This is a genomic window from Burkholderia sp. BCC1999, from assembly GCF_905339975.1.
GTDB lineage: Bacteria > Pseudomonadota > Gammaproteobacteria > Burkholderiales > Burkholderiaceae > Burkholderia.
On record NZ_CAJPHP010000001.1, the window covers coordinates 424,921 to 437,613 of the forward strand.

At 61.3% G+C, this 12,693-nt stretch carries 11 protein-coding genes; 5 read left to right on the plus strand and 6 right to left on the minus strand.

The annotated features are described in order from the left end of the window. The first annotated feature begins 172 nt into the window (after positions 1-172). Both U5809_RS01835 and U5809_RS01840 read left to right on the plus strand, forming a co-directional pair. Complete coding sequence (locus U5809_RS01835) at positions 173-1,540, plus strand: flavin monoamine oxidase family protein (protein WP_322085241.1); 1,368 nt, start codon at positions 173-175, stop codon at positions 1,538-1,540. Between the two features lie 413 nt (positions 1,541-1,953). Next, positions 1,954-3,216 carry a glycosyltransferase family 9 protein gene (locus U5809_RS01840; RefSeq protein WP_322085242.1) on the plus strand — a complete coding sequence of 421 codons (1,263 nt, stop codon included), beginning with the start codon at positions 1,954-1,956 and terminating at the stop codon, positions 3,214-3,216. Positions 3,217-3,518: 302 nt separating this feature from the next. On the opposite strand, the gene U5809_RS01845 is transcribed toward U5809_RS01840, so the two are convergent. The 4 genes from U5809_RS01845 to U5809_RS01860 form a co-directional block, all read right to left on the minus strand. After that, a complete protein-coding gene (locus U5809_RS01845) occupies positions 3,519-4,640 on the minus strand; it encodes a DUF2827 domain-containing protein (protein ID WP_322085243.1) in 1,122 nt (373 codons plus the stop codon). A 270-nt stretch (positions 4,641-4,910) separates the two neighbouring features. Continuing rightward, positions 4,911-5,741, minus strand: coding sequence for an FkbM family methyltransferase (locus tag U5809_RS01850; protein ID WP_322085244.1), 831 nt, complete (start codon positions 5,739-5,741; stop codon positions 4,911-4,913). A 260-nt stretch (positions 5,742-6,001) separates the two neighbouring features. After that, positions 6,002-6,352 (minus strand): hypothetical protein, encoded by a 351-nt coding sequence (locus U5809_RS01855; RefSeq protein ID WP_322085245.1) that lies wholly within the window; start codon positions 6,350-6,352, stop codon positions 6,002-6,004. A gap of 20 nt (positions 6,353-6,372) precedes the next feature. Further along, positions 6,373-7,464, minus strand: a complete 1,092-nt coding sequence (locus U5809_RS01860; RefSeq protein ID WP_322085246.1) for a glycosyltransferase family 9 protein — start codon at positions 7,462-7,464, stop codon at positions 6,373-6,375. 73 nt (positions 7,465-7,537) lie between these two features. On the opposite strand from U5809_RS01860, the gene U5809_RS01865 reads away from it, so the two are divergent. Further along, the gene (locus tag U5809_RS01865; protein ID WP_322085247.1) at positions 7,538-8,152 is read left to right on the plus strand and encodes a hypothetical protein; all 615 of its coding nucleotides are present in this window, start codon (positions 7,538-7,540) and stop codon (positions 8,150-8,152) included. Between the two features lie 84 nt (positions 8,153-8,236). Here the strand turns inward: U5809_RS01865 and U5809_RS01870 are convergent, their stop codons facing one another. Beyond that, positions 8,237-9,235: an ABC transporter substrate-binding protein gene (locus U5809_RS01870; protein WP_322085248.1), complete on the minus strand. Its 999-nt coding sequence runs from the start codon at positions 9,233-9,235 to the stop codon at positions 8,237-8,239. A gap of 42 nt (positions 9,236-9,277) precedes the next feature. Then, positions 9,278-9,622 carry a DUF3088 domain-containing protein gene (locus U5809_RS01875; protein ID WP_322085249.1) on the minus strand — a complete coding sequence of 115 codons (345 nt, stop codon included), beginning with the start codon at positions 9,620-9,622 and terminating at the stop codon, positions 9,278-9,280. Between the two features lie 491 nt (positions 9,623-10,113). On the opposite strand from U5809_RS01875, the gene U5809_RS01880 reads away from it, so the two are divergent. Beyond that, positions 10,114-11,298: a porin gene (locus tag U5809_RS01880; protein ID WP_282512916.1), complete on the plus strand. Its 1,185-nt coding sequence runs from the start codon at positions 10,114-10,116 to the stop codon at positions 11,296-11,298. 184 nt (positions 11,299-11,482) lie between these two features. Continuing rightward, on the plus strand, positions 11,483-12,670 hold the full coding sequence (locus U5809_RS01885) for an LLM class flavin-dependent oxidoreductase (RefSeq protein ID WP_322085250.1): 1,188 nt from the start codon (positions 11,483-11,485) through the stop codon (positions 12,668-12,670). The last annotated feature ends 23 nt before the right edge of the window (positions 12,671-12,693 follow it).

Consider the following 12,693-nt stretch of genomic DNA (forward strand, 5'->3'; position numbering starts at 1 on the left):
GCCAACTGACAGCTTCATGCGCCGGCACGGGGCAATAGAACGCCATGGGCACCATCGGCGTCAGCGTCGTGTCGACAGGGAGATGGCGGGTTTATTGAAGTGCAGTCGGCTACACCGGAACACGAGCACGTCGTGACCGGGCGCAGCAGACACGTGACCAGGAGAGGTAAACATGGCAACCGTCGATCAGTCGGCCAATCACGAATCAGATGTACTAATCATTGGTGCCGGCCTCTCGGGCATGAAGGCTGCGCTCGAGCTCAGGAACGCCGGAAAGCGCGTTCTGATTCTCGAGGCACGCGACCGAGTCGGCGGACGGTCCATGCCGGGAGAAGTCGGCGGCCAGACGGTCGACTTCGGGGGGCAATGGGTCGGCGCGTCGCAAAAGCTGCTGAGGGAGCAAGCGACGGAGCTCGGCGTGCCGATGTACAGCCAATATACGAACGGAAACAGCCTCGTCAATATCGATGGCAAAGTGCACGCGTACACCAGCACGCCGAAGCTTCCTTTCTTGTCGACACTGGAACTTGGCCTGACCTTGCATCGGTGGAAGCGCGACATGCAGACGCTCCCCGCCGGCGCGCCGTGGCTGGCGGAAAACGCACTCCAGTGGGACGCCATGTCGATCGAGGTATGGATCGACAAGCACGTGGACACCACCGCTGCGCGCGACTTCGCCCGCCTCGTCACGAGCGCGATCACCTGTACCGAGACGTCGCACGTGTCGTATCTGTTCTTCCTGGAATGCCTGCGACAGGGCGGCGGCCTGGAGACGATGATGGGCGTCGAAGGGGGCGCTCAGCAGGACAAGTTCCTCGGAGGCGCGTGGCAGATCCCGAAAAGAATGGCCGACCGATTGGACGGGTGCATCGTACTTGACGCCCCGGTGAGCGCGATCGAACAGGATGCGAACGGCGTTCGTGCGATCTGCCCGCAAGGCACGTATGACGCGAAGTATGCAATCGTCACCGCCCCGCCTGTGCTCGCCTCCCGCATCCGTTTCACGCCGCCGCTACCCGTCAAGCGCGCGGGACTGCTGCAAAGAATGCAGATGGGCGCCGTCATCAAGATGCACGTTGCCTACCCAACCCCGTTCTGGCGGCGTCGCGGGCTCAATGGATCGGTTGCCAGCGTGGGCCGCCATCTGGGTTTCGTATTCGACCAGTCGCCGGCGGATGAAAGCGTCGGCGTGCTGGTGGGCCTGATCGAAGGAAACCACGCGCTTGAACTGAGCGGGCTCGACAAGGCAGCGCGCCGTGAGCATGTCGTTGCCGATCTCGTGCACTACTTCGGCGATGACGCGGCGGCCCCGCTCGACTATGCGGACCATGACTGGACGACGGATGAATGGGCGCTCGGCGGGTACGCATCCCATATGCCGCCCGGTGTTCTGACCTCGTACGGCGACAGTATCCGCGAACCGTTCGGCCGCATTCATTGGGCCGGTACCGAGACGGCGACGGAATGCATCGGCTATTTCGAGGGTGCGCTGGAGTCCGGGATCAGGGCGGCGGGCGAAGTGATCAGACAATTGCGGTAACAGGGTTGGCGCATGCCCCTGACCGATTGGCCTTCGTTACCAAAGGTCAATCGGCGTGGTACGGCCACCAGTCCTGGCGCGCCGATGTTGCTTGTGAAACGCTTCATGAAAGAGTGTTCACGCGTTTCCGACTTTGCCTGAAACAAGCGCCCCTTCATTTCTCTTCTACGCCGCGCACGACAACGATAGCCCCACCTCGGAACTGCATACCCTTCCATATTCCTTTCCAAAACCCGCTCGAACGCTGAATCAGTTTGCTACACTGCCTGACATTTACCGCACGCCATACGGATTACCTCTCGACAATCCTTAATTGATCGGCTCCCGATGAATTGATTCCGGACGCGCGAGATTTCGAAGGCAACCACACGTTATTCGCCCATACAAAGGGATCGCACTTGTCCGGGGGGAAAGTGACAAGCGACCAACCCGCGCTCGACAGCGCATACAAGACCTACCTCCGCGACAGATCCGCGAGCGCCGGGCTCGCGTTGTGTCGGGCGCTCAGACTTTCCGGTCACGCAGAAGAAGCCATACGGGTACTGAAAGAACTCGCAGAGCGGGTTGAAGATCCGTTTTTTCGTGCGCAGATCGGTATTGACTTGAACCTCCTCGGCCTTTTTTCGCAGGCCGAGACACTATTGATTCAATCGCTCTCGGCGCTCCACCACGAACCTGATCGGCGAGCCTTGAAAGCTGAACTCGTGATCGCGCAATACGCTCAAGGTCGGTTTCACGAGGCCCACGCCCTCAATCGCAGGTCGCGCGATGCGTGGGGGCAAGCCGGTGTGGTTTCAAATATTTATCCGGCCCATACCAGCGAGTTCCGGCGAATTGTCAACAAACTACTTCGATCTGACGAATCTGCCGCCGGGAAACGGGTACTCATTATTCAGGAAGGTGGCCTGGGCGATCTGATCATGTTTTCCCGGTACTTGCATTTGTTACGGGATGAAGGTGCGGCGACTATCGTATTGCAGGCACCTGCCATCCTGGCGCCGATATTCGCCTCCTATGACTGGATCACAATCGTCGAGAATGCCGGCGATGCAATTGACCAAAGTGATTGCATCCTCAGTACCTTCGATCTCTTTATCCGGTATCAAAAAACGCAATACTTCCCAAGCTGGGCGGAAGCCTATGTGCATGCGCCAGCTGGACGAGAAATGGCAACGCTTGCAGCTGACGCTTTCCGCAATCGACGCAACGGGGTTCGCGAGATAGGCTTGATCTGGCGCAGCAATACTGCGGTGCGTCATGAACCGTATCGGTCAATCTCGCTGCAGCAACTCGCCCCATTGTTCAGTTCGTCGGCATGCCGCTTTCATGCGCTACAGTTCGGCAAGATCACCGACGAAGAGCATGCGCTGCTGGATGAACACGGCATTGGCGTCATCGGCGACGAACTGCGCGATCTCGGAGATACGGCCGTCATTCTCAATGAGCTGGACTTGCTGATCACGGTGGATACGGGGCCGGCCCACCTCGCTGGAGCGCTTGGACGGCCAGTATGGGTGCTGCTGTCGGCGGCATGTGACGAACGCTGGTACAACAGCCATCGCGATACGCCGTGGTACAGGTCCATGCAGCTATATCGGCAAACAACACTAGGTGACTGGAGCAGGCCCGTATCGGAAATGGCCGATGCTTTGGCTGGCAATGACGCGATAGGGTGATCACTGCGCGGGGATCGCGTTGATGTCCTGCCTCGGCGATGATTTGCCGGCCGTCATTCCATTCGTTATCGGCTGGGCTTAAACGCAAGCAATAGACAGCAGCGACGGCGCCGCGTGCCACGGCAGCAGCGCTTCCATGCGGTTGACCGGATGGTCGGCCATGCGGTCAGGCATCATGTATCCTCTGGCGCGCGCGTGCCATACAAGCGGCTTCCGGGATGGTGCCGTAGTATTTGTCTGTCTGCGCTCGGCACCTGATGCCACGAGCGGACGCAACGTTTCCTGAAGCGCGACGATCGAATTCACTCAAAAAGCCCGAGAAGCAACTTGTCATACGCTTCGATCTGCTTCGGATTGGTGGACAAAAACCGTCCGATCCTTTCTCGTTGCCGATTTCGATAATCCTGCCAACTCTCGTCGTGAAATTCGATCGCTCGCTCGAGTTGCCGACAGCCTTCATCCACATCGTTTTTACTATAAAAGTAGCCCAATTCTCGACAGAGGTCCGCGTTATGAACCAGCGCGTAACCTTTCCAGCAAACGTCGAAATAAAAATAATTCAACGCAAGCCCTGATTGATGGGAGATGACGATGTCGGTGAATTCCGAAAGAAACTGAGGCGTATTGTGGTACCCGACGAAGCTTATTTTCGAATCTCGCACAAGATCCAGATGATGCGCAACGCCGATGAATTCCGGGCTGCCTTTTGCAAGATGCTCCGTGTTCGTCGCATGCACATAGGATATTTTTTCGCCGAGCTTCCGGTAACCCAATTCCGCGATCAAGATCGGGTAGAGGCAAAACTTGGTGACGTCGATATTCGGCTCCATGACGGACAACCGCTTCGGTTGTCCGGTCGGGCGATACTCCCCGCGATGCGGGAGCGCGGCCGATCGTTCTTCCACGCAGATCGGATCCCAGACGAACGGTACCTCGCGAACAGGCTGGCGCCGCAATACGCTGAAGAAGCCGGCGCTGGTATCGACGACTTGCGGGATGATCCACACCTGGTCGTAACGCTCGTTGATGAATACCGTTTCAGCATGCCGCCTGCCGAAAATCATGGCTTGCATCATGTGCACGTATTCGGGACCGCAACAGTAGCTCACGACTTTCGTGCCACGCGCCTGCAGATACGAGGTTTGCTGCTGATCGATTTGCCCGCCGAGTTCGATAAGAACGTCGAGCGAATCTTTCGCGTCGTCGAAGGAACACACCGGAAACTGCTCGAGATCCCACGGAAGATCGGACGAGACCTTGATGCTCGTTGTGTTGACGAGCGTGACCTGATGACCAAGCGGCGAGTGTTGAAAGAGCTTCATCAGGTACAGGGTGTTCTGCTTGATGCCGTTGACCCAAAGGCTCTCGGTGGCGTGGTGAAGGCCGATTGTGATGCCGATGTGGAGTGATCGTGCGGAACTCATTGGGTCTCCGGAGTGCTCATCAAGTCGCGACTGAGATCATACCGCCTTCGCCTTTTTCCGAGCGGTTAAAAACTGTCAAAATCTGACCCCCGATACTTTCCCATGGACCATGAACCTGGGCGAGAATCTGCGCTAGTTTTAATCGCCTCTGCCCGCGCGGGCCTTGCGCAGTTCCGTGCGTTATTCCTCAGTGAATCGCACGACCGATTGATGTGATAACGCCCTTCCGCAGCATCACCTGCGCCGCAACGCTACAGTGAGAAATCAACGTCACACTGTAACAAATAGAACGTTTTCCTCATTCACCCAGAAGCGTTTGAGTAGCTCGCTGTCATCGGCTGGCACCGCAAGCATGTTGAGGCCCGCGTCGAAAAAGCGGTAGTCGTACTCCCCGAGCAGATCCTTAATGCGCTGCGCGTCGGACTTGAGAATCTCCACCCAGATCAACGGCCGAAATGTCTTGATGATTGAGCGCGCACCCATCAATACATCGATCTCCATCGATTCAACATCAATCTTCAGCAGGTCGACCCTTTTCAGGTTCAAACCATCAAGAGTGATCTGACGAACTTGTCGCCCGATCTCCGGTGAGTAATCGACGGATTGCCCGATCGACAGCATTGGCGTCGCGGGCTCCTTGATCTCGAGACTGCCGTACGAACCAGGCCGGGTGTAGTCCACACTTGGGATCGTGATGATTTCATCTGTCGCGCCGAGCGCAACGCAATGCGCCTGAACATTAAAAAGATTGTTTAGGGCAATGTTGCCGGCTAGAGCATAAAAAATGAAGTCCTGCGGCTCGAAGGCATGCACTGTCCCCCATCGCGTCATCATGCGACCGGCCTCTATTGAAAATACGCCGATATTAGCGCCGCAATCGAGGAACACAACGCCGTCGCCTAACCGCTGTCGCTGAACGCGCAGCAGCGACAGTAAGAATTCAACCTCCGATCCGTCGAACGAGCCCGTTTCGAGCAGGTTAAAACCGACACCATAGCAAGGTCGTCCGTCGACCATCGCGTAATCGTTGCGGTTGACGATCAGCGGACCGTGGTTGGTCGCGGCAAGAATGAACGATGTAGGGCGCTGCTCCGAAAACATAGTGGCCTCCTGACGATTGCGGTAATTTGAACACAACTGGGGCGAGAGGTGTCGAAGTCAAAGTGTGAACAAGCAAGCAAGGCCGCCCTTTTCGTCCAAGCCGCCGCGCCGATTCGCACCTCTCGCCATGCGTCGGGGGAATATCCATCCCGCAAATACTACCCCGTCGGCGCGACGTTTTCGCTGACGAGCTACCGGTTCTTGCCCGAGCGGGGAGAGACAAGTAACCGGGCGTTGTCCTCGAATGATGCGAAACCGTTTTATTGCCCGCCGCGCTTGCCGGCGCCTTTTGCACGCAGGTTGGGACGTACATCATGTCTGTGCGATTTCAAGGGGAGGCGCGCAATATGAACCAACACGATGTTTACGCTGCAAACGGGATCGACGACAGCGCGACGGCCAGCGCCAGAATTCAGCAATTGCCGGCCTCGCCGGCCGCCGCCGCGAACGACGCGCATCGCACTATTGCAGACGACTGGCTGCGTCACGCGGTCGACGGAATTAGCGTTATGCACCTCGATGACGACGAGCGACGACGTGTCGCCAAACAGCTCTTCAGAGACTCGAGCGCAGATGCAACAACGCCCGCAGAAGCGGGCGTTGTCGTCCAAATGTGTTACGCCATCCCCTTTTATCCGCGCTCCACACGAACTAAGTCATCGTACTCGCCGAACTCAGGTACAGCGGAATAATCAGGCCTCACGTCGGCCGACGAAGTGGCAGTCTCAATCCGGTGCGGATCGAAAAATTCTCGACGTATCGTGACGCCACCATCACGAGCAAAGATATATGATTTCCGACTTATCACCCTATCCGTACCGCCGTCAAATTCTCGATAAGTGGCCATCGATAGAAATAGCTTACCGGGCTCAACTTCCTGGAAGTCGTATGAAAGTGATTCCCTCAACAAATCGTCAAGAAAACCAAGTCCGATCGCCTTGGCTGTTACTTCAATAAAACAATATGGTTGCTCAACGGAGTCCACAAGAACCGTGTAAAGTTGGCCATTGACGTGAGCCGACCTGGCTTGCTCCTCAGACCAAATCTCCGTCGGCCGCTTCTTGGCACGGAACCATGACTTACAAAAATAGATAGGCCGCTTCATCAATTCCCGTTCGGCACGAAGGTGCTCGAGGGCCCCTGCCACACGCTCGACAACATCACTCCACTGCCCCGGCTCCGATTGCCGGAACAGCCGCGCCTGCGGATACCACGGCGAATCGTCGCGATCGGCCAACCAGCGCCAACAGCCGTCGAAGCGTGACAGGATCCAGACCGGCTTGCCCAACGCGCCCGCCACGTGCGCCACCGACGTATCGACGGTAATCACGAGATCCAGATGCGCGATGATCGCCGCCGTGTCCGCGAAGTCGCGCACGTGCTCCATCGGATCGACGGGACGCAGCGACGACGGAATCGTGTCGATCTGCCGGCGGGTCGTTTCGCCCTTCTGCAAGCTCACGAAGCTCACCCCCGGCATCTGCAGCAGCGGCAAATACGCGCTCGCCGGAAGCGAGCGGCGGCGGTCCGTCGCGTGCGCCTGCGCCTGATCGGGGCGCGGATCGCCCGCCCAGACCAACCCGACCTTCAATCCACCTTCGGGGATGCTGCTCCGCCAGTGCTCGACGAGCGGCGCAGGCACATGCAGATAGGGGACCACCGCGGGTATCGTGTCGAGCGTCGTTCCGCACCGCAACGGAAGACTCATGATCGCGATCGCCATCGACTCGCGTGACGCGGTGCGCCGCCCGGAACGGGTTCTGCCCCCGTGACAAACCGACGACGATCATATTTTCGTGCCGGAACAGTATTGCCATCGCGAAGTCGATCGCACCGGCGCTGCCCACGGCAACACGAGGTCCGATTATTACCACGACGCGCTATCCCGATGTGGCACAAAAGCACGTCATTGCTCCGTACTTTTGTTAAATAGCTTGAATGACCGACAACCGGCCGGCAATTTGCCTTACCATCCGGCCGTCATCCTCGCTGATGCCGAACACGGTCGACCGGCCGCAGGCAACGGCCACGGTTTTTTCTATCGGCAGCCCGAACCAGGCGCCGGTTTCATTCGAACGCCAGGACCGATCATGTTCCAGTCTCCGGGAGATTCATTCGTTAGCGGCTCGTTGCTCGGCCTGTGCGTCGAGGTGCCGCTTGCCGCGCTGGTTTCGCTGGCCATGCACGGCGTCGACTGGAACGGGCAGCGCATCGCGATGCTCGTCGCCACGCCGGTGCTGATCGCGTGCATCGCGCTGCTCACCCGCCCGGTGGCATTCAGCACGATCTTGAAGCACAAGCGCTCGCCTTTCGAGCTCGACGACAATGTTCGCGCGTCGATTTACGGCCGGCTCAGCGGGATCGCGCTCGGGCTGGTATTCGGCATCATGGTCGCGACGACGTTCTCCTGATTCCGCACGCCCGATCGCTCGACGCAGCCCGCATCGGGTCCGAAGCATCGCCCGTTCACACGGGCATCGTCTCGCGGCGCTGCATCACCCCGCCGCAACCACCGGATTGAACGACGTATCCCACAACGGCGCGACGTTGGCCGGCCCGTCGAGCACGCCGATCCGGGCGAACACATCCGCCACCTGTTGATGCTGCGCGACCACGTCGGCCGTCACCGGTAGCAACGCAAAGTCTTCGCTGCGCTGGTCGAACATCGTGACGAGATCGGCAACCGGCACGCGCGTCTCGCGGTTCTGCGCGAGCGCGCAGTCGCGAAAATGCCCGTTCGCCCACGCATACGCGTGCCGGAACCGCAGCAGCAGATCGCCGGTGGCCGATCGACGGCGCGCATCGTCGAGTGTGCGCGGGTTCGCGTACACAGGGAAATTACCCGACAGATAGCCCTTCCCCGTCTTCAGCACGCGCGCACCGTAGCGATTGCGTGCGAGCTGACCGTTGTAGCCGTAGATCGCCCACGCGTCGATGTCGCCGCGATCGTACGCGGATAGCCCGTCGGTCGGCGACAGGTTGATCGGCTGGATATCGTCGAAACCGAGGCCGGCCTCCGTCAGCTGGCGATACAGGAAATAGTGCGACGTCGTCGCGCGCACGTATCCGACGCGCTTGCCCTTCAGGTCGGCGATGCCACGGATCGGCGTGTCCTTGCGCGCGAGCGTGACCTGGTTGTTCAGGTCTTCGCGCACCCGCGAAATGAACCGCACATTGGCCTTCTGGCGCGCGGCGAACACCGCGGGTATTTCGCTACCCGAACCGATATCGAGTGCATCCGCATTGAGCGCCTCGATATGCAGCACGCCGTTGTTCAGCTCGCGCCAGTCGATCCGGTACGGCGTGTCGCCGAGCCCGGCCGCCTGCAGCAGCGCACGCCAGCCGCCCTTGTAGGTCGCGACGCGCAACGTCGTGCCGGCGAGATCGGCGTTGACGGCCTGCGCCGCGAACACGGACCTCCCGGCCAGGGGCGCCGCCGCGACCGCGGCGCCGGCGAACAGCAGGCGGCGGCGTGCCGCCGAGATAGACGACATCGGGTGCTCCTGTCGATCGAATGAGTCGTTGGGGCCGTCGCGTCAATGCAGCGCCGGAAATCCGTGGCGTTCGGCCAGCAGCGCGAGGATGCGGCGTGCGTCGGTGACGAAGCGCACGTCGCCGAGCGTCTGCGCGTCGTCCGGCGCCGGCTGGTCGCGACCGAGTACAAGGACCGGCAGGCCCTGGTGCGCATCGTCGAGCGCCTCGATCAACGCGGGCCGCGGCCGCTCGAAGCCGACGCGCCTCACGTCGAGGCGGCCGGCACGATCAGGGGCGCTGGCCAGCAACCCTTCGATCGACAGTCCGTGCGGGCAGACGAAGCGTTGGCCCGGATGCTTCGGATCGACAAAACCCGGTTCCAGCAGAAACAGCACATCGCGACTCATGTCAAACGGCTCCTGTGTTCGTTGATCCACCCGACCGGGATGAACGCGTGCCTGCGTGCACTGCCGTTCCCGGAGCATGCCGGCCCGCGACCGGATGCCCGACTCTACCGTCACGTTTCGCGTGGCCCTACCAACGTTTTGCGGAATCGATATGCGGGCACGCTTAGCGCAACGGTGGCTCGTCGCACAGCGCGCGTTGCGTAAAAACATCGCGATCGCGGCCGCATGTGCTGCGGACATCGAACGATTTCATCGATCGATATGACGGCGTGCACGGGTTTCCGGCGCCCGGCGTCCGCCGTCGGTACGATGCATTCGCCGCGGCGTGCGCGCCGGACGCGATCGCGACGAACCTGCCGGGCCGACGACAACACACATTACAAATCGGCCGCGCCGCGATTTACAAACCACGGATCGACCGTTCGTCGGCGCCCCCGTCGTCAATAGCATCGTGATCCTCACAGACGTACCCATAAAAACAGAGGATAGTCATGATCAAAAAATCGGTAGTCCTGGGTTTGGTTTCGATCGGTTCCGTCAGTGCGTACGCACAGAGTTCGGTCACGTTGTACGGCGTCGTCGACGCCGGTATCGCGTATACGAACAACCAGGGCGGCGCAAGCAACATCCAGCAGACGAGCGGCAAGCTGAGCGGCAGCCGCTGGGGCCTGAAAGGCGCGGAAGATCTCGGTGGCGGCCTGCAGGCGGTCTTCACGCTCGAAAGCGGATTCCGCCCGAGCGACGGCGGGCTCGGCCAGGGCGGCCGCCTGTTCGGCCGCTCGGCGTACGTGGGCCTCGGCAAGAAGGGCCTCGGTACGCTGACGTTCGGCCGCCAGTACGAGCCGATCACCGACCTCGTCGCACAGTACTCGGGCGCCGGCTTCTGGTCGCCGGCCACGCACGTGGGCGACAACGACAACCTGAACCAGAGCTTCCGGCTGAACAACGCGGTGAAGTTCCGCAGCGACACGATCGCCGGCTTCACGGCCGACCTGCTCTATGCATTCAGCAACCAGGCAAACGGCGGTGCGGGCACGGGCTTCTCGAACAACAACGCATGGGGCGCGTCGGCGAACTACGTGAACGGTCCGCTGTCGGTCGGCGGCGGCTATGTGCGGTTCAACCACCCGAACTCGACGTCGAACACGAGCGGCGCGGTGGGCGGCGCGACCTCGACCACCGGCAACGACTACAGCGGTGCATTCTTCTACGGGCTGAACGGCGGCGTGCTCAAGCAGCAGATCGGTGCACTCGGCGCGAACTACGCGCTCGGCCGCGCGACGCTCGGCTTCGCATGGAGCCATACGCAGCTCGACTATGTCGATGGCTCGTCGCGCAAGTTCAACAACTACGACGTGAACGCGCGCTACCAGATCACACCGGCCGCCACGCTGATCGGCGTCTATACGTTCACCGACGGGCGCGCGAGCGGCCTGCCGGGCACTGGCGGCCAGACGCTGAAGCCGCGTTGGCACCAGTTCACGCTCGGGTTCGACTATGCGCTATCGAAGCGCACCGATATCTACGTGTCGGGCATCTACCAGCTCGCGGCCGGCGATGCGAGCACGGCCACGTCGGGCGGCTATCGCAAGATCGCGGCGATCTCGAACATCGGCAGCGCGTCGTCGACGAACCGGCAGCTCGCATTTGTCAGCGGGCTGCGCGTGAAGTTCTGACGGCACGCACATCGGGTGCGGCACGATAAGCAAAGCGGGATTCGTTGTTTGCCGCGCCGCGCCCGGTTGCCGAGAATGTCCGTTTCCCCGCGCACGGCCGCCTGCGTAGATGCCAACCCGCACCGGCTTCGTGCCCGTCGTCGTGGGCCGGCCCGGCGTGCGCAATCCTCGCCAGGAGCCCGCCATGAGCGACACCGCCCTCGCCGCCCCGCTCGCGCCGTCGCCGTTCGTCGACGTCCATTCGCCGGCGGATTTCCCCGACAGCCCCGTATCGCGAGCGCTCGCGCAGCCGCTGATGCTCGGGCTGTTCCTGCCGATCCAGGCCGGCGGATGGAGTGCGTCGACCTTGCCGCGTTCGACCGACTGGACGTTCGAATACAACGCCGACCTGGTCGCGCGCGCCGAGGCGCTCGGCTTCGATCTCGTGTTCGCGCTGTCGCAGTGGCTGCCGAAAGGCGGCTACGGCGGCGTGTTCGACGGCCACGCGCTCGACTCGTTCATGACGCTGGCCGCGCTGACCGCGCGCACCGAACGGATCATCCTCGTCGCGACGAGCCACGTACTCTACGGGCCGTGGCATCCGCTGCATTTCGCGAAATTCACCGCGACGCTCGATCACATCTCGCGCGGGCGCTGGGGCATCAACGTCGTGACGGGCCACCGCGCGGTCGAACACGAGATGTTCGGCTGGAGCCGAATCGAACACGACCGCCGCTACGCGCTGGCTGCCGAATTCCTCGATGCGGTCCAGCAGTTGTGGGCGCAACCGGACAACTTCAGCTATACGCCGGCGCTGTCCAGCTGGCGCCTGGGCGGCGCATTCGTGACGCCAAAGCCGCGCTATGGGCGCCCGTTGCTGATCAACGCAACGGGCTCCGACGCCGGCATCGAATTCGCCGCGCGCTATTCCGACATTGTGTTCGTCACGAGCCCGGCCGGCCCCGACGCCGAACGCGCGATCGACGCGCTGCCCGCGCATACCGCTCGCGTCAAGGCGGCGGCTGCCGCGCACGGCCGAACCATCCGCACACTGCTCAATCCGCTCGTGATCTGCCGCGAAACGGCGGCGGAGGCGCGCGCGTACCGCGACGCGATCGTCGCGCATGCGGACGAAGGCAGCTTCCACCGCTTCGACAGCGATGCGCATGCGTGGCGCGGCGGCTTCGACCAGCGTTCGCAGGCCGCGGCGCGCGCGATCGGCGGCAACATCTCGATCACCGGTTCGCCCGATGAAGTCGCCGACACCATCGTGCGGCTGCACCGCGCCGGCATCGACGGCATCCAGTTGAGTTTCTACGACTTCAAGCCCGATCTCGACTTCTTCGGCGAACGCGTGCTGCCGCTGCTGCATGACGCCGGCTTGCGGCGCTGAGGTCCGGCCGCGGCAGCCTGCCG